The sequence below is a fragment of the Pseudomonas gingeri genome (assembly GCF_013386165.1).
In the GTDB taxonomy this organism is placed as follows: Bacteria; Pseudomonadota; Gammaproteobacteria; order Pseudomonadales; family Pseudomonadaceae; genus Aquipseudomonas; species Aquipseudomonas gingeri_C.
In genome coordinates this window covers 88,784-104,277 of the sequence record NZ_JACAOS010000018.1, presented here as the reverse complement: position 1 = coordinate 104,277, position 15,494 = coordinate 88,784, and the positions used below count along the sequence as shown (strand labels likewise).

Genomic DNA, 15,494 nt, shown 5'->3' with positions numbered 1-15,494 from the left:
ATTCGAGCGCAAAGCGCCACTGACTGTAGGAACCGCCTGATGAGCCAACCGTTCGACGTCGCTGAACTCGCCGCGACATACGCCAACAAGTCCGCCCAGGACATCCTCAAGCTGGCCTTTGCCCAGTTTGGCGACGACCTGTGGATATCCTTCAGCGGCGCGGAAGACGTGGTGCTGGTGGACATGGCCTGGAAACTGAACAAGAACGTCAAGGTCTTCAGCCTCGACACCGGCCGCCTGCACCCGGAGACCTATCGTTTCATCGATCAGGTGCGCGAGCACTACAAGATCGACATCGAGCTGATCTCGCCGGATCACCAGGAGCTTGAGCCCTTCGTCAAGGCAAAAGGCCTGTTCAGCTTCTACAAGGACAACCATGGCGAATGCTGTGGCATCCGCAAGATCGCACCGCTGCGGCGCAAGTTGTCCGGCGTCAGCGCCTGGGCCACCGGCCAGCGTCGCGACCAGAGCCCGGGCACCCGCAGCCAGGTGGCGGCACTGGAAATCGACAGCGCCTTCTCCACCCCGGAACGTACCCTGTACAAGTTCAACCCGCTGGCGCAGATGAGCAGCGAAGAGATCTGGGGTTATATCCGCATGCTCGAACTGCCGTACAACAGCCTCCACGAACGCGGCTTCATCAGCATCGGTTGCGAGCCCTGCACCCGTCCGGTGCTGCCGAACCAGCACGAACGCGAAGGCCGCTGGTGGTGGGAAGAAGCCACGCAGAAGGAATGCGGTTTGCACTCCGGGAACCTGATCGCCAAGATCTGACGCCCCCGGTAAAACCCCGCGCGCACAAAAAAGCCCCGAACCAGTCGGGGCTTTTTCATATTCGGGCGACTCAGTGCACCGGCAGCTCGACACCGTCGAACAGCTCTTCCAGTTCCTGCTTGTTGTGGCACTGGATGGCCTTGGCCATGACTTCACGGGTCAGGTGCGGTGCGAACTTCTCGATGAAGTCGCACATGAAACCACGCAGGAAGGTCCCGCGACGGAAACCGATCTTGGTCACGCTGGACTCGAACAACTCGCTGGCATCGAGCACCACCAGGTCTTTGTCGAGCACCGGGTCCACCGCCATCTTGGCGACAATACCGACGCCCAGGCCCAGGCGCACATAGGTCTTGATCACGTCGGCGTCCGCCGCGGTGAACACCACCTTGGGGGTCAGGCCGCGATGACTGAAGGCTTCGTCCAGCTTGGAACGGCCAGTGAAACCGAACACGTAGGTCACGATCGGGTATTCGGCCAGGCTTTCCAGGGTCAGCTTCGGCAGCTTGGTCAGCGGGTGCCCTTGAGGCACGACCACACAACGGTTCCAGCGATAGCACGGCATCATCACTAGGTCGCCGAACAGCTCCAGGGCTTCGGTGGCAATGGCGAAATCCACGGTACCGTCGGCGGCCATCTCGGCGATCTGCATCGGCGAGCCCTGGTGCATGTGCAGGGCCACGTCCGGGTATTGCTTGATAAAACTGCTGATCACCGGCGGCAAGGCATAACGCGCCTGGGTGTGGGTGGTGGCGATCGACAGGGTACCTTTCTTCTCGTTGGAGAATTCCTGGGCGATCTGCTTGATGCTCTCGACCTTGCGCAGGATCTCGCCGGCCGTGGTGATGATACGTTCACCGGCTGGCGTGACGCGGGTCAGGTGCTTGCCACTGCGGGCGAAGACTTCGACACCCAGCTCGTCTTCGAGCAGGCGGATCTGTTTGCTGATACCCGGCTGAGAGGTGTAAAGGCTTTGCGCGGTCGCGGAAACGTTGAGGTCGTGGTGCGCCACTTCCCAGATGTAGCGCAGTTGTTGAAGCTTCATATGTATCCCTCAAAGCAGGTAAACGCCACAGATCAGAGCGGCGATATATAACTATATGAATGGTTTGAAGAATAAATCTAGAACTTTTTTATCAAATCACTGACTTTCCAGCTCAGATATCGCCATAACGACGGCGCTGCAACAGCGGCACCAGGTAAACCGGCACCTGGGACAACTGCAGGACCCGTGCGGCGGTACGCCCCAAATGCACCTCGCCACCAGTGCCATGACTGTGACTGCCGACGATCAGCAGGTCCACCGAAAGAGCCCGGGCCTGTTCGAGAATGACCTGCGAGGGGTCGCCCTGGAGCACCTTGATCGACTGGATCATGCTCAGGTCCTGGAGCCCATCCGCGCATTCCTCGCGAAAGCTGTCGAGCACCCGCTGCTCGATGGTCGCCATCACGGTGTTAAGACCCTGGCTGTGAAATTCGTTCAATGCCTGCTCGTCCAGGTAGCTCTGCAACACCGATTCGGCGAACAGGCCCATCGGCTCGACCGCGTGCACCACATACAAATCGGCCTTGAACGTTCGCGCCAACTCCAGGGCATGCTGCATCACATAAGGTGCATACAGACCGAGGTCGGTGGCATACAACATCGAACGGATCATGGGGCCTCCTCGATTGCCAGAATGGCGGAGATCAGTTGAGCTTAGCAGCGCCCCGAAGACCGCGGGGCACGGCTGGTCGGGCCGGCCCCACGGTCCATCCCCGAAGGAACACACTCTTGAAAATCCCACAAAACCTGTAGGAGCCAGCTTGCTGGCGATAACGGTTTACCTGGCAACAAGAATGTCGACGCTCAGATCGCAATCGCCAGCAAGCCGGCGCCTACAGGGCTGCATTCACCCCTGACGATTGTTCACGTCGATAAACGCCAGCGCCTGGTACAAGGCGCGAATCTTGGGCAACTCGCAACCGGCGGCACTCGCCGCCGCCAACGGCCGGACATAGATGGAGTCCAGTTCCAGCGCGCGCTTGTGCACAAAATCGTGGTACATGCTCGGCCAGTAGTCCGGCATCTTTTCCGTCACCTTGAACAAGTGCTCGGCACAACCGGGCGGCAGCTCATGGCCACAGGCCAGGGCGCCCTGCACGACTTCGGCCATCAGCGCCTGGACCAGCTCGCGACTGCTGTCATCGGTCATCAACGGCGTGGTGCTGGCCCGCAGCAACACCGACAGGCCGCTATAAGGCACGTTCCACACCAGCTTCTGCCAGCGCGCCTGTTGCAGGTTGGCCATGGCCTGGGACTCGATGCCCGCCTCATGGAACAGGCCGGTGCCCTCTTCGACCAGGGCCTGGAGGGCCGCGACATCCTGCAGCAACGGACCACTGTGATAACCGATATTCACCGCCCCCAGGGCCTGGTGCACGATGGCCCCGGGACCGGCGCGGTGTACGCAGATAAAACACAGACCGCCCAACAGGTGCAGGGACTCGGGCAGCAGCGCGCGCAGTTCGTCCTCCACCTCGAGACCGTTCTGCAGCACCAGCACCTTCGCCCCCGGCGCGGCGGCCTGGGCAATCAGCGGTGCGAGACTGGCGTTGCTGGTGGTCTTGGCCCCCACCAGCAACCAGTCGCAGGGCGGCATATCGGCGGCCTCGGAATAAGCCTGCACCGTCGTCAGATGCAGCGGACCATGCACCGCACTGTCGATCTGCAAACCGTTCTCGGCCACCACCGAAAATTCGCTGCGCAGCAGGAAATGCACATCAAAACCGGCCCGCGCCAGCATCACACCGTAATACCCGCCGATCGCCCCCGTACCGATAATGCCGATACGCGGCCTGCTCGCTGAACCTGTCATGGCAACTCCTCTGGTACAAGACTCAAGGCTTGCCGAAGCGCTTCGACAAGCTCGTTCACCGCCAGGCGTGACTGTACGGCGCCATGAAACCCGCCGTCCTTGATCACAAACAGCGCGGGCAGATGAAACACCCCATAACGCTGCACCGCCCCGCCGTTGTCACCCGCATCGATCCAGCACAGGTGTTCCACCGGCAGGGCCAGGGTCGGCAATACTGCCCGGGCGAAGCGGCAGGAGGCACAGCCGACACTGGTGAATATCAGTAACGAAACACCTGGCAAGTCCAATAGATTCCGGTCGATATCAAAATCCGTCAACTCCAGGCTCTTCACTATACTGTTGGAAAGTTTTTCCACTGACCGACGCAGGGAGTCGTTGTTCATGGTTCGCTTTCTTCCTCATCCCGATGACGTTCCCGTCACATTGACCTTGCTCGAGCATTCCTGCATTTCCCTCCAGCGACTGGACAGCATCAGCCTGGGAGGTGTCTCCTGCCTTTCGCCACGCGGCTGGCGCAAAGGTTCGGCGCTGCAAATGTGCATTCCCAGCCTCGGCGCAGTTGCCTGTTATCCCGGCTACGTGGCCTGGTGCCTGAAACGCAAGCACGGCTACCGGGTGGGCATTGCCTTTGTCGACGAGCAAACCCTGTTCGGCGCCCGCATGGGCGAGCAGGTTTGCCAGATCGAACGCTACCAGCGAACCCGCGAGCAACAAAGCGAAGATCGGCAAAACGTCGAAGTCATTGCCCAGCAATGGGTTCGGGAACACGCCAACGACTTCTCCCAGGCCAGCCTTGGGCAACCTTATGTGCGGGCTTTACTCGATTAAACCGGCCAGGCCATTGCCCGCCCCCCGCTTAACGCGCTAAGGTTCGGCTCCCCGACGCGCTCAAATCTGCTGCGCTCCGCCGCGCGGGGATCGCTGGCGGCCGGCACCCGTGACCTGACGAGTAACACGATGGCTGATTTACCGATCAACGACCTTAACGTCGCCTCCAACGAGACGCTGATCACTCCCGATCAGCTCAAGCGTGATATTCCCCTGAGCGAGACCGCCCTGCGTACCGTGACCAAAGGTCGCGAGGTGATCCGCAATATCCTCGATGGCACGGACCATCGCCTGTTTGTCGTCATCGGGCCTTGCTCGATCCATGACATCAAGGCGGCCCACGAATACGCCGAGCGGCTGAAGGTCCTGGCTGCCGAAGTGTCCGACAGCCTGTACCTGGTGATGCGCGTGTACTTCGAGAAGCCGCGCACCACCGTCGGCTGGAAAGGCCTGATCAACGACCCTTACCTGGATGACTCCTTCAAGATCCAGGACGGCCTGCACATCGGTCGCCAATTGCTGCTGGACCTGGCGGAAATGGGCCTGCCCACCGCCACTGAAGCCCTCGACCCGATCTCGCCGCAGTACCTGCAGGACCTGATCAGCTGGTCGGCCATCGGCGCGCGCACCACCGAATCCCAGACCCACCGCGAAATGGCCTCGGGCCTGTCCTCGGCCGTGGGCTTCAAGAACGGTACCGACGGCGGCCTGACCGTGGCGATCAACGCCTTGCAGTCGGTCTCCAGCCCCCATCGCTTCCTCGGTATCAACCAGGAAGGCGGCGTGTCCATCGTCACCACCAAGGGCAATGCCTACGGCCACGTGGTGTTACGCGGCGGCAACGGCAAGCCGAACTACGACTCGGTCAGTGTCGCGGTCTGTGAACAGGCGCTGGACAAGGCAAAGATCAAGGCCAACATCATGGTCGATTGCAGCCACGCCAACTCCAACAAGGACCCGGCCCTGCAACCGCTGGTGATGGAGAACGTCGCCAACCAGATTCTCGAAGGCAACCAGTCGATCATCGGCCTGATGGTCGAGAGCCACCTGAACTGGGGTTGCCAGGCGATTCCGAAAGACCTCGCCGACCTGCAATACGGCGTCTCGATCACCGACGCCTGCATTGACTGGAGCGCCACCGAAAAAACCTTGCGCAGCATGCATGCCAAGCTCAAGGACGTCCTGCCCAAGCGCCAGCGCAGCTGATCGCCGAACGCAGACGCAAAAACGCCGGGCATTGCCCGGCGTTTTTGTGTGCGTCGTGGACTCAGATCTTCGCGGCGTGCCGCTGATGACGTTCCATGTAACGCTCGACATAGGAGCAGGAAGGAATCACCGTGTAGCCCATCTGATCGGCATAAGCCAGCGCGTGTTCAGTCAGCGCCGCCGCGATGCCCCGGCCGCGCAAGGCGTTGGGCACGAAGGTCCGGTAGATATCCAGGGTCTGCTTACCCAGGTCCATATAGGTCAGGTAGGCACGATGACCGTCCACATTGGTCTCGAATTGATGACCTGCCTGGTCATGGTGGATGGACAACGCCTCGCTCATCGCTACTCCTCGCGGGTCTTGGGTTCTGACCCTACCTTACATGTTTTTCCGGCGAAGGGACCACCTGGCTTCCTACGAAAAATCGCTACAGCAGCCAAATCATCACAAATATCCTACGCCACCCCGTGCCAGGTTGGACAACGAGAAGAGCCGACAGCTCCCGAACAAACGGGCACCTGACAGATAGTAGGCGTCCTCCCCGTACTGCTCAAGGGACGCTCGTCATATGGTCCAACCGGCTCATGGTAGCCCGGCCGCACTGGCCCTTTCGCTGAAAAACCTGAACAGCGGCTGAAGATTGCCGGAATGTTATGTTGTAAGACGAACAGTGCTCCTTAAAGTCACTTTTCAATTGGCAAAGATGCCTCCCCGCCCTACCGACGGTAGAAGAAAAGAGTCATTCGCCGCGACTAGCGCGACGCTTGTATGAGCAGTGGACAGTCCCTGTGACTGTCACACTAGTGCAGGTTGGACTTGCCCAAAGCGCCCGGATCGCGCCCGGTTGCTGCACATTTTTCATACAGGATGATGAAAAGTTAGCTGAAAACATTCTCTTCCAAAAATTTTTTTTGCTTCTTGCGTTACGTCAGTTTACTTACTACAAGTAATGGGTAGTATGTATGCCGACTATATCCCCACTCTGGGGAGATGGTTATTAATAGAAAGTCCTTGAAGGGGAACACGATGAACAACGTTCTGAAATTCTCTGCTCTGGCCCTGGCCGCCGTTCTGGCCACTGGTTGCAGCAGCGCATCCAAAGAAACCGAAGCTCGTCTGACTGCTACTGAAGACGCCTCTGCTCGTGCCCAGGCTCGTGCTGACGAAGCTTACCGCAAAGCTGATGAAGCTCTGGCTGCTGCTCAAAAAGCACAACAGACTGCTGACGAAGCTAACGAGCGCGCTCTGCGTATGCTCGAAAAAGCAAGCAAGAAGTAATAATCCTTCGGGGTTGTTATCAAGCCGATCCATTATTGGATCGGCTTTTTTTTGCCTGGCGAAAAGTTCGCCGGACCGCAGGCATAAAAAAACCCGCCAGGACCTCAAGGCCCAGGCGGGTTGCTGGACAAGCCCTTACTGCTGCAGATCGAGCGGCGCGTTGGAGACCATCGACGGTGCACCGGGCATGGCGATTTCAGTCGGCAGGCCATCTTCGGCTGCGACGACGTCACGCACCTGGTCCCAATTGACCCGCAGGTTGTTCGCCAGGTCTTCACGCTTGAGCAGGGCGTTGATCACCGCGGTGTGTTTGTCGACCACCGACGGATTGCCATTGTCGTCCAGCGGTGTATGGGCCTCGAGGAACACCTTGCCGCCACTCATGCCGAACTTGTAGGCCTCGTTGATAATCCGCACCGACGTGCCCACCGGCACCATGTCGGCCATCTCCAGCACGTTGTTGTTATACATGCGGAAACAACCGTGGCTGGTGCGGGTACCGATACCGAACTTCATGTTCGAACCATGGATCAGGTAGCCCGGTGTGCCCAGGGCGAACTTGAACGGCCCCAGCGGGTTGTCCGGGCCGGCCGGCACCACGTTGGGCAACGGATCACCCTCGGCGGCGTGCTCGGCCTTGATCGAGGCCGGCGGGGTCCAGGTCGGGTTCGGTATCTTGGCGGTGATGGTGGTGTGGGCAACCGGCGAGCCCCAGCCTTCACGACCGATCCCCAGCGGGAAGGTGTAGACCACGTTGCGGCCTTTCGGGAAGTAGTACAGGCGATACTCGGCCAGGTTGATCACGATGCCTTCGCGCGGACCCGGCGGCAGGATGAAGCGGGTCGGCAGGACGATATCGGTCCCCGCCCCCGGCAACCAGGCATCGACGCCGGGGTTGGCCGCGACCATTTCCGAATAGCCCAGGTCGTAGGCGGTGCCCAGGTCAGCGAAGGTGTCTTCGTACTTGGCCTTGAGCACCTGGACCTGGCCGACGATATCCTCGCCCGGCGGTGGCAGCGGAAATTCCAGCGCCGAAACAGGACCCGCCACACAGAGGGCGGCTACAGACAGGCAACGGGCAACGGCAGGAAAGCGCGACAACATCCGGGACATCCTTCGCATGATCGACGTAAATGAAATAGACCGCGATTGTACACCGACACCGTGCTGGCAAGGGAGATGGCACGCCGGGACAATCGTAACGAGACAGGTACAGTACAGGTTGCCGGAAATCAGAGTTCGAAGCGCAATTCCGGCCAGATCGGCGGTGTACCGCGCTTCTGCGATTCAAGAATCGCCCGGCACAGGGGACACAGGCGCTGGTCCTGGAAAATCGAACGATCCACCCCCGACCAGCGTGGCTGGGCCGGCAACAAGGTGCCACACAGCGTCCGATCGGCCGAGCCACCGAGCTCCAGCTGCCGGGTGACCAGGTGCACGCGTACTTCCTGACAGGCGAACAGATCGAGCTGCTCGTCGGGTTCGATCAGTTGGTAGGCAAACAAGGACCAGGCGGGACGCTGCATCAGGGGCTCCAAATCGGGGCGCCACCTTAGCCGAAAGCCAGCCGCTAGAAAAGCTCAAAGCAGCGGTTTCAGGCTCGGCCAGACGTTATCGAGCAACATCCCCTGCCCCGCGGGCGCCGGATGAATCCCATCGGCCTGCATCAGCTCGGGGTGACCGCCGATGCCTTCGAGGAAAAACGGCACCAGCGCGATGTTTTTTTCCTCGGCCAGCTCACCGTAGACCTTGGCAAAGGCCTGGGTGTAGCGCGGACCATAATTGGGCGGAATCTGCATCCCGAGCAGCAGGACTTTTGCACCGGCTGCCTGGGACTTGTCGATCATCGATGCAAGATTTTGTTTCAATTGAGCCGGCAACTGTCCACGCAGGCCATCGTTGCCCCCCAACTCGAGCACCACCACTTGCGGTTTATGCTCTGCAAGCAGCGCCGGCAGCCGCGCCTGGCCCCCCGCACTGGTGTCGCCACTGATGGACGCATTGACCACCGGGTCGGCAAAACCCTCGGTCTTCAGGCGCTTTTCCAGCAGGGCGACCCATCCCACACGGGTATCCAGGCCGAAACCTGCGCTGATACTATCGCCAACGATCAGGATCGTACCCGCCGCCGCGTTCTGGGCCATGCACATCAAGGCCAGGCCGGCACTCAAAAACCACACTCGCATCGGATTCTCCATGGGCGAAAGCATTCTCACCGCGCAGAACCTTAGCAAAGTGGTTCCCAGCGCGGAAGGTGAACTGACCATCCTGCACCCTTTGAGCCTGACATTGAACAAGGGCGACAGCCTGGCCATCGTCGGCGCCTCCGGTTCGGGCAAATCGACCCTGCTGGGCCTGCTCGCCGGTCTCGACCTGCCCAGCGCCGGCGAAGTCATCCTGGCCGGACGGGCCCTGAGCACCCTGGACGAAGACCAACGGGCACGGGTCCGCGCCGAACACGTCGGTTTCGTGTTCCAGAGTTTCCAATTGCTGGACAGCCTCAACGCCCTGGAAAACGTCATGCTGCCCCTGGAGCTGGACGGTCGCAGCGATGCCCGCGAACGTGCCCGTGGCCTGCTCGAACGGGTCGGCCTGGGCCAGCGCCTGACCCACTCGCCACGGCAACTCTCCGGCGGCGAGCAGCAACGGGTAGCCATCGCCCGGGCCTTTGCCGCCGAACCCGACGTGCTGTTCGCCGACGAACCCACCGGCAACCTCGACAGCCATACCGGCGAGCGCATCAGCGACCTGCTGTTCGAACTCAACCAGGAGCGCGGCACCACCCTGGTGCTGGTGACCCACGACGAACGCCTGGCCCATCGCTGCCGGCGCCTGATCCGTCTTGATGCCGGCCATCTGGTCGGCCCTCTGGAGCCTTGATGGCACGCCTGCCGCTGTTGCGCCTGTTCAGCCTCGCCACTCGCCAACTCCTGCGCGATGCCCGCGCCGGTGAGCTGCGGGTGCTGTTCTTCGCCTTGCTGGTAGCGGTGGCGGCCAGCACCGCCATCGGCTACTTCGGCGCGCGCCTGAACGGCGCGATGCTGCTGCGGGCCACCGAATTCCTCGCCGCCGACCTGGTGCTCGACGGCACCAGTGCTGCTCGCCAGGAGCAAATCCAGACCGGCCGCGACCTGGGTCTTGCCCACGCGCGGGCGGTCGAGTTCTCCAGCGTGATCGCCACGGACACCGGCATCCAGCTGTCGAGCATCAAGGCCACGGACGAGCAGTATCCGTTGCGCGGCGAACTCAAGAGCGCTGCCGCGCCCTTCGGCGTCGAGACCGCCGGCGGTGGACCGGCGCCCGGCGAAGCCTGGGTCGAGGCACGCTTGTTGACCGCCCTGGACCTGAAGATCGGCGACAACATCGATGTCGGCCTGAAGACCGTGCGCCTGGCGCGGGTCCTGACCTACGAGCCGGATCGTGCTGGCAACTTCTACAGCCTGACTCCACGGGTGCTGATCAACCTCGCCGACCTCGATGCCACCGGCGTGGTCCAACCCGGCAGCCGGGTAGACTACCGTGAGCTGTGGCGCGGCTCGGCAAACGCCCTGTCGACCTATCGCGAGCTGATCAAGCCGGGCCTGGCACCGAACCAGCGCCTGCTCGACGCCCGCGACGGCAACCAGCAGATCGGCGGCGCCCTGGGCAAGGCCGAGCGTTACCTGAACATGGCCAGCCTGGTGGCGGTGCTGTTATCCGGCGTCGCCGTGGCCCTCAGTGCCAGCCGTTTCGCCGCCCGACGCTTCGACGCCAGTGCGCTGCTGCGCTGCCTGGGACTGTCGCGCCGGGAAACCATGCTGCTGTTCAGCCTGCAACTGGCGATCCTCGGTGTGCTGGCCAGCATCAGTGGTGCCCTGCTCGGCTGGCTCGCCCAGTTGGGCCTGTTCTCCCTGCTGCATGACCTGCTGCCCGCCGACGTACCGCCGGGTGGGTTGAGGCCGGCGCTCGCCGGCATCGGCACCGGGCTGGTGGCCCTGGCCGGATTCGCCCTGCCGCCCCTGGCCGCCCTTGGCCGGGTACCGCCGTTGCGGGTACTGCGCCGGGATCTGCTGCCGATCCCGGCCAGCACCTGGCTGGTCTACGGCACCGCCCTGCTCGCCCTGGGCCTGATCATGTGGCGCCTGAGCCTCGACCTGCTGCTGACCTTCGCCCTGCTCGGCGGCGGCGTGGTGGCGGCGCTGGTGCTCGGTGGCCTGTTGTTGCTCGGGCTGCAAAGCCTGCGCCGGCTGCTGGCCGGGGCCTCGTTGCCTTGGCGCCTGGGCCTGGGCCAGTTGCTGCGCCATCCGCTGGCCGCGGCCGGACAATCCCTGGCCTTTGGCCTGATCCTGCTGTCCATGGCCCTGATCGCCCTGCTGCGTGGCGAATTGCTCGACACCTGGCAGAACCAGTTGCCGAAAAACGCACCGAACTATTTCGCCCTGAATATCCTGCCGGCAGACAAGGACGGCTTCCGCGACCACCTGATCCAGCTCTCGGCCAAGTCGGCGCCGATCTATCCGGTGGTGCCAGGTCGACTGATCAGCATCAACGGCACCCCGGTGCGGGACATCGTCAGCAAGGACTCCGGAGGCGATCGCGCCACCCAACGTGACCTGAGTCTGACCTGGGCCGCCGATCTGCCGCCGGGCAACACCCTGACCGAAGGCAACTGGTGGACGGACAAACCCAGCGGGGACATTCCCGGCGTATCGGTGGAAACCAAGGTCGCCCTGAGCCTGAAACTCAAGCTCGGCGATCACCTGATCTTCAGTGTCGGCGGGGCCAACCGCGAGGCCGTGGTCAGCAGCCTGCGGACCATCAACTGGGACAATTTCCAGCCGAACTTCTTCATGATCTTCCAGCCCGGCACCCTGCAGGACCTGCCGGCCACCTACCTCACCAGCTTCTACCTGGCCCCCGGCCACGACAAGGATATCGTCGAGCTGTCCCGGGCCTTCCCGGCGGTGACCATCCTGCAAGTGGAGGCGTTGCTGGAGCAACTGCGCAGCATCCTGGCCCAGGTGACCATTGCCGTGGAGTACGTGCTGCTGTTCGTCCTGGCGGCGGGCATGGCGGTGCTGTTCTCCGGTTTGCAGGCCACCCTGGACGAACGTATCCGCCAGGGCGCGCTGCTACGCGCCTTGGGGGCTGAGCGAAAACTGCTGGTCAAGGCGCGGCGGATCGAGTTCGGCCTGCTGGGCGCGGCCAGCGGCCTGCTGGCCGCCCTCGGCACGGAACTGGTGAGCTGGGTGCTCTACCGGTTTGCCTTTGACCTGCCGTGGCACCTGCATCCGTGGCTGTTGCTGCTGCCGCTGATCGGCGCGGTGATGGTCGGCGGCGCGGGGGTGTTTGGCACCCGCCGGGCGCTGAATGTCAGCCCACTGACAGTGCTGCGCGAGGGCTGATAGACTCAACGCCTTGTTTCGCCAAGGGATTGCAGATGAGTCGTTACCGCCCGCCCCGCACTGCCGGCACCGCCCTGATCACTCCGGAGGGCGAGGCCCGCATGCGCGCCGAGTTGCATGAGCTGTGGCATGTGCGCCGCCCTCAGGTCACCCAGTCGGTGAGCGAGGCGGCAGCCCAGGGTGACCGCTCGGAAAACGCCGAGTACACCTACGGCAAGAAGATGCTGCGCGAGATCGACAGCCGTGTGCGCTTCCTGACCAAGCGCCTGGAAAGCCTGAAGGTGGTTGGCGAACGGCCCAGCGACCTGAACAAGGTGTATTTCGGCGCCTGGGTCACCATCGAGGACGAGGACGGCAAAGAGTCGCGCTACCGCATCGTCGGCCCGGACGAACTGGACCTCAAGCAAAACCTGATCAGCATCGACTCACCCCTGGCCCGGGCCCTGATCGGCAAGGCGCTGGATGCGGAGATTCGGGTCATGGCGCCCACCGGCGAGCAATTGGTGTACATCACCGCCATCGACTATCCATGAGCCTGCTGACGCTGATACCACCTGACCCGCCTAGCGCCGTGTGATCAAACCCTGCCGCGCGACGCGGGTCAGCTGTCGGATCACCGCTTCGGCGTGCTCGGCATCCGGGGCCTGGATCACCGCCAGGTCGAAGCTGTTATCGGCAAAACGTTCCAGGGAGTCACCGTCCTCGACAAACTGGATCAGGAAGGCCGAGGCGCGTCCCTTGCGTCGCGGCCAGCCGTCGAGATAACGCAGCAGCGTCGGCTGGTGTTGACCGCCAAGGAGGATTTTAGGATTGCGAAAAGGCAGGCTCGCCGTGATCGGCGTAAGACGTACAACGGGGCGTGGGCTGTTCAAAGTGCGTGTCTCCGCCTCAACGATCTGCCGGGCAGGTGTGAGGCAACACCGAACCAGCGCTTTAGCGGTATTTCGAAGCCTGACTCAAGCTTCTGTCGGCGGTCTTTCGACCGGCCTGGCGCCCCGCAAGTAGCTGTTTAAATCGGCGCATGTCTTAATCCTAGAGAAGCCGGTGGCAGGCTGTCAAGAATCCCTCACAACGAAAAAGCCCGCAAAAATGCGGGCCAGGTTCATTGCGCGGGCCCCGCGCCGGTCCTACGAACGGGAGATCGCCGCATCCGCCGAGAGCTTGCCGGCACCTTCGATCAATACCGCGAGCGTGCCGCCCAGCAGGGCCAGGGCGAATTCATAACCGTTGTTGGCCATGAACAGACCGTTGTGGATATGCACCGAGAAGATCGCCACCAGCAAGGTGAAGCTCAGGCCCAACGCTGCCGGACGGGCCAACAGGCCGATGATCAACGCCAGGCCGCCGAAGAACTCGGTACCACCGGCCATCAGGGCCATCAAATGACCCGGTGCCAGACCGATGCTCTCCATCCATTGCGCCGTCCCCGCCAGACCGTAACCGCCGAACAGGCCGAAAAGTTTCTGCGAACCGTGGGCGGCGAAGATGATCCCGACGAAAATCCGCAGGACAGTCAGGCCATAGCCGGCGCGGGTGCTCAGGACGCGGTTGATCAAGGTGCTCATGGGTGAATCCTTTTTAATAGGGGGTTGATGGGCCTCATAATAATCAGTTTTTAAAATGTAAAAAGCGCAAAAATCCCGACAAAACAATCGATTTATTCGATTATTTACGAGAAGCAATCTTCCGCGCATTCGGTTCCAGGGAGTCACGCTCCCGGTCAAACGCCAGGTAGTACTTGTTCACGCTGTTCACATAGTTCACCGCGTTCATCCCCACCTGCTCCATGGCGATGCGTTCGACCTGGAAGAACCACTGGTTGGGATTCAGGCCACGGCGGCGGGCCTCGGCGCGCATGCCCTGGACCCGCTCCGGGCCCATGTTGTAGGCCGCCAGGACAAAGGCCATGCGCTCGCGCTCGTTGAGCTTGGGGCTGGCAAAGAACTTGCGCCGGATCATCGCCAGGTACTTGGCCCCGGCCTGCACGTTGTTATCGACATTCTGGATATTGCTCACGCCAACCCGCTGTGCCGCCGAGGGAGTGATCTGCAACAGTCCCGTCGCGCCGCTGGCACCGCGAGCACCAGGATCCAGGGCCGACTCCTTGAAGGCCAGTGCCGCCAGGTTCAGCCAGTCAATGCCCTGGGCCTGGGCATGGCGTTGCAACACCGGGCGCAGCTTTTCCAACTTCGCTCGATCACTGCGGCTCAACGGATAGTGCACCTGGTACAAACGTCGATAGATCCGCAGAAATGCCGTGTCCTGGTCCGAAGGAGTCTTGTAGGTCTTGAGAAAACGATCGATGCTCGCGCTCAACATCGAGGCGTTATCGCGCACGAACCAGTGCATCTGCCCCGGTTCGCTGACCAGCACCTGCTTGTCGAAACGCAGCTTGGGCATGATCCGGGCCCAGCGTTCGGCTATCGGCTGTTCGACGACGGTCAGGTGAAAGATCCCGCCCTGGACCATCTCCAGCACATCCTCCACCGCCAGGCTCGGATCGACCCACTCGACCTTGACCGGCGGCAGCTTGCGTAACGCCAGTTTCTGGTTGATCTGGTTGACCGCCTCCCCTGCCGCACTCCCCGGGGTCAGGGCCAGGGTGCGGCCGGAGAGCTGCTCGAAGCGGGTAAAACGTTTTTCGCCCTTGAGCCCCACCAGCAACAACGGCACCGTACTCCCAAGCGGATCGCTGGCGATCACCGCGTGGCCCGGCTGGGCTTCGAGCAGTTCTCCCGGGGCCACCAGGTCACCCTCGCCGCGCTGCAAGGCACCGAGCAGTTGGTCCTTGGCCTTGGGAATGATCTTGAGGGTAATCTCCTGATTGTCCCGCGCCTGGCTGTTGAGGAACTGCTCAAAGGCGCGCAAGCGATGGTATTCGACGCCGATGACTTCGCCCTGGACCTCACCGCTGCTGTTGCGGCTCTGGTTGACCAGCACCCGCAGGACCCGGCTGCTACGAATCTCCGCGAGGTCGCGAACCTTGCCCGGCTGGGCGATTTCCAACGGCCCGGCCAACCGCGCAACCGCCGGCAACGGCAGCAGCAGGGACAGGCACAGCAGGAGCAACAGCGAGGGTCGCTTCTTCATCCGTTCTCCGGAAAGAATATTGCCCAGACCCAGGCAGGTAGCCTGAAGTCGGACGACTGAAATCGAACGTCTTTT

18 protein-coding genes are annotated in these 15,494 nt (G+C 62.0%); 7 read left to right on the top strand and 11 right to left on the bottom strand.

Annotated elements, in window-relative coordinates:
* Positions 1–39 precede the first annotated feature (39 nt).
* Positions 40–774 (top strand): phosphoadenylyl-sulfate reductase, encoded by a 735-nt coding sequence (locus tag HX866_RS22200; RefSeq protein ID WP_177094574.1) that lies wholly within the window; start codon positions 40–42, stop codon positions 772–774.
* A 70-nt stretch (positions 775–844) separates the two neighbouring features.
* Here the strand turns inward: HX866_RS22200 and cysB are convergent, their stop codons facing one another.
* From cysB to HX866_RS22180, 4 genes are all read right to left on the bottom strand, one after another.
* On the bottom strand, positions 845–1,819 hold the full coding sequence (gene cysB, locus HX866_RS22195) for an HTH-type transcriptional regulator CysB (RefSeq protein WP_177094572.1): 975 nt from the start codon (positions 1,817–1,819) through the stop codon (positions 845–847).
* A 112-nt stretch (positions 1,820–1,931) separates the two neighbouring features.
* Positions 1,932–2,432 (bottom strand): universal stress protein, encoded by a 501-nt coding sequence (locus HX866_RS22190; protein WP_177094570.1) that lies wholly within the window; start codon positions 2,430–2,432, stop codon positions 1,932–1,934.
* 234 nt (positions 2,433–2,666) lie between these two features.
* Positions 2,667–3,632: a putative 2-dehydropantoate 2-reductase gene (locus tag HX866_RS22185; protein WP_177140409.1), complete on the bottom strand. Its 966-nt coding sequence runs from the start codon at positions 3,630–3,632 to the stop codon at positions 2,667–2,669.
* The gene (locus HX866_RS22180) at positions 3,629–4,015 is read right to left on the bottom strand and encodes a thioredoxin family protein (RefSeq protein ID WP_177105698.1); all 387 of its coding nucleotides are present in this window, start codon (positions 4,013–4,015) and stop codon (positions 3,629–3,631) included. The genes HX866_RS22185 and HX866_RS22180 overlap by 4 nt, the downstream gene beginning before the upstream one ends.
* Here HX866_RS22180 and HX866_RS22175 point away from each other — a divergent pair.
* Positions 4,014–4,460, top strand: a complete 447-nt coding sequence (locus HX866_RS22175) for a PilZ domain-containing protein (RefSeq protein WP_177105699.1) — start codon at positions 4,014–4,016, stop codon at positions 4,458–4,460. The two genes, HX866_RS22180 and HX866_RS22175, sit on opposite strands and share 2 nt — an antisense overlap.
* A gap of 129 nt (positions 4,461–4,589) precedes the next feature.
* On the top strand, positions 4,590–5,666 hold the full coding sequence (locus tag HX866_RS22170; RefSeq protein WP_177094562.1) for a 3-deoxy-7-phosphoheptulonate synthase: 1,077 nt from the start codon (positions 4,590–4,592) through the stop codon (positions 5,664–5,666).
* A gap of 61 nt (positions 5,667–5,727) precedes the next feature.
* Here the strand turns inward: HX866_RS22170 and HX866_RS22165 are convergent, their stop codons facing one another.
* Positions 5,728–6,009, bottom strand: a complete 282-nt coding sequence (locus HX866_RS22165) for a GNAT family N-acetyltransferase (RefSeq protein ID WP_100940822.1) — start codon at positions 6,007–6,009, stop codon at positions 5,728–5,730.
* A gap of 684 nt (positions 6,010–6,693) precedes the next feature.
* Between HX866_RS22165 and oprI the strand changes: the two genes are divergently transcribed.
* Complete coding sequence (oprI, locus tag HX866_RS22160; RefSeq protein ID WP_100940823.1) at positions 6,694–6,945, top strand: outer membrane lipoprotei OprI; 252 nt, start codon at positions 6,694–6,696, stop codon at positions 6,943–6,945.
* Positions 6,946–7,080: 135 nt separating this feature from the next.
* Here oprI and HX866_RS22155 read toward each other — a convergent pair whose 3' ends face one another.
* The 3 genes from HX866_RS22155 to HX866_RS22145 all read right to left on the bottom strand — a co-directional run bounded on the left by HX866_RS22155 (position 7,081) and on the right by HX866_RS22145 (position 9,131).
* Complete coding sequence (locus tag HX866_RS22155; RefSeq protein WP_177094560.1) at positions 7,081–8,049, bottom strand: L,D-transpeptidase family protein; 969 nt, start codon at positions 8,047–8,049, stop codon at positions 7,081–7,083.
* Between the two features lie 128 nt (positions 8,050–8,177).
* Positions 8,178–8,471, bottom strand: coding sequence for a hypothetical protein (locus HX866_RS22150; protein WP_100940825.1), 294 nt, complete (start codon positions 8,469–8,471; stop codon positions 8,178–8,180).
* A gap of 54 nt (positions 8,472–8,525) precedes the next feature.
* Positions 8,526–9,131, bottom strand: a complete 606-nt coding sequence (locus HX866_RS22145; RefSeq protein ID WP_177094557.1) for an arylesterase — start codon at positions 9,129–9,131, stop codon at positions 8,526–8,528.
* A 10-nt stretch (positions 9,132–9,141) separates the two neighbouring features.
* On the opposite strand from HX866_RS22145, the gene HX866_RS22140 reads away from it, so the two are divergent.
* From HX866_RS22140 to greB, 3 genes are read left to right on the top strand one after another with little or no spacing between them, the layout of a single operon-like run.
* Positions 9,142–9,825 (top strand): ABC transporter ATP-binding protein, encoded by a 684-nt coding sequence (locus tag HX866_RS22140; protein WP_121133525.1) that lies wholly within the window; start codon positions 9,142–9,144, stop codon positions 9,823–9,825.
* Entirely contained in the window at positions 9,825–12,329 is a 2,505-nt protein-coding gene (locus HX866_RS22135; protein WP_177125080.1) for an ABC transporter permease, read from the top strand. Before HX866_RS22140 ends, HX866_RS22135 begins: the two co-directional genes overlap by 1 nt.
* 35 nt (positions 12,330–12,364) lie before the next feature.
* Positions 12,365–12,862: a transcription elongation factor GreB gene (greB, locus tag HX866_RS22130; RefSeq protein ID WP_100940973.1), complete on the top strand. Its 498-nt coding sequence runs from the start codon at positions 12,365–12,367 to the stop codon at positions 12,860–12,862.
* 30 nt (positions 12,863–12,892) lie between these two features.
* On the opposite strand, the gene HX866_RS22125 is transcribed toward greB, so the two are convergent.
* The 3 genes from HX866_RS22125 to HX866_RS22115 all read right to left on the bottom strand — a co-directional run bounded on the left by HX866_RS22125 (position 12,893) and on the right by HX866_RS22115 (position 15,419).
* The gene (locus tag HX866_RS22125; RefSeq protein WP_177094554.1) at positions 12,893–13,201 is read right to left on the bottom strand and encodes a class I SAM-dependent methyltransferase; all 309 of its coding nucleotides are present in this window, start codon (positions 13,199–13,201) and stop codon (positions 12,893–12,895) included.
* Between the two features lie 255 nt (positions 13,202–13,456).
* On the bottom strand, positions 13,457–13,894 hold the full coding sequence (locus HX866_RS22120; RefSeq protein WP_177094552.1) for a DoxX family protein: 438 nt from the start codon (positions 13,892–13,894) through the stop codon (positions 13,457–13,459).
* A gap of 100 nt (positions 13,895–13,994) precedes the next feature.
* Positions 13,995–15,419 carry a transglycosylase SLT domain-containing protein gene (locus tag HX866_RS22115; protein WP_177094550.1) on the bottom strand — a complete coding sequence of 475 codons (1,425 nt, stop codon included), beginning with the start codon at positions 15,417–15,419 and terminating at the stop codon, positions 13,995–13,997.
* Between the last annotated feature and the right edge of the window lie 75 nt (positions 15,420–15,494).

Coding starts and splice junctions, on each gene's coding strand:
- HX866_RS22200 (WP_177094574.1), top strand. CDS start 40: ATGAGCCAACCGTTCGACGTCGCTGAACTCGCCGCGACATACGCCAAC.
- cysB (WP_177094572.1), bottom strand. CDS start 1,819: ATGAAGCTTCAACAACTGCGCTACATCTGGGAAGTGGCGCACCACGAC.
- HX866_RS22190 (WP_177094570.1), bottom strand. CDS start 2,432: ATGATCCGTTCGATGTTGTATGCCACCGACCTCGGTCTGTATGCACCT.
- HX866_RS22185 (WP_177140409.1), bottom strand. CDS start 3,632: ATGACAGGTTCAGCGAGCAGGCCGCGTATCGGCATTATCGGTACGGGG.
- HX866_RS22175 (WP_177105699.1), top strand. CDS start 4,014: ATGGTTCGCTTTCTTCCTCATCCCGATGACGTTCCCGTCACATTGACC.
- HX866_RS22180 (WP_177105698.1), bottom strand. CDS start 4,015: ATGAACAACGACTCCCTGCGTCGGTCAGTGGAAAAACTTTCCAACAGT.
- HX866_RS22170 (WP_177094562.1), top strand. CDS start 4,590: ATGGCTGATTTACCGATCAACGACCTTAACGTCGCCTCCAACGAGACG.
- HX866_RS22165 (WP_100940822.1), bottom strand. CDS start 6,009: ATGAGCGAGGCGTTGTCCATCCACCATGACCAGGCAGGTCATCAATTC.
- oprI (WP_100940823.1), top strand. CDS start 6,694: ATGAACAACGTTCTGAAATTCTCTGCTCTGGCCCTGGCCGCCGTTCTG.
- HX866_RS22155 (WP_177094560.1), bottom strand. CDS start 8,049: ATGTTGTCGCGCTTTCCTGCCGTTGCCCGTTGCCTGTCTGTAGCCGCC.
- HX866_RS22150 (WP_100940825.1), bottom strand. CDS start 8,471: ATGCAGCGTCCCGCCTGGTCCTTGTTTGCCTACCAACTGATCGAACCC.
- HX866_RS22145 (WP_177094557.1), bottom strand. CDS start 9,131: ATGCGAGTGTGGTTTTTGAGTGCCGGCCTGGCCTTGATGTGCATGGCC.
- HX866_RS22140 (WP_121133525.1), top strand. CDS start 9,142: ATGGGCGAAAGCATTCTCACCGCGCAGAACCTTAGCAAAGTGGTTCCC.
- HX866_RS22135 (WP_177125080.1), top strand. CDS start 9,825: ATGGCACGCCTGCCGCTGTTGCGCCTGTTCAGCCTCGCCACTCGCCAA.
- greB (WP_100940973.1), top strand. CDS start 12,365: ATGAGTCGTTACCGCCCGCCCCGCACTGCCGGCACCGCCCTGATCACT.
- HX866_RS22120 (WP_177094552.1), bottom strand. CDS start 13,894: ATGAGCACCTTGATCAACCGCGTCCTGAGCACCCGCGCCGGCTATGGC.
- HX866_RS22115 (WP_177094550.1), bottom strand. CDS start 15,419: ATGAAGAAGCGACCCTCGCTGTTGCTCCTGCTGTGCCTGTCCCTGCTG.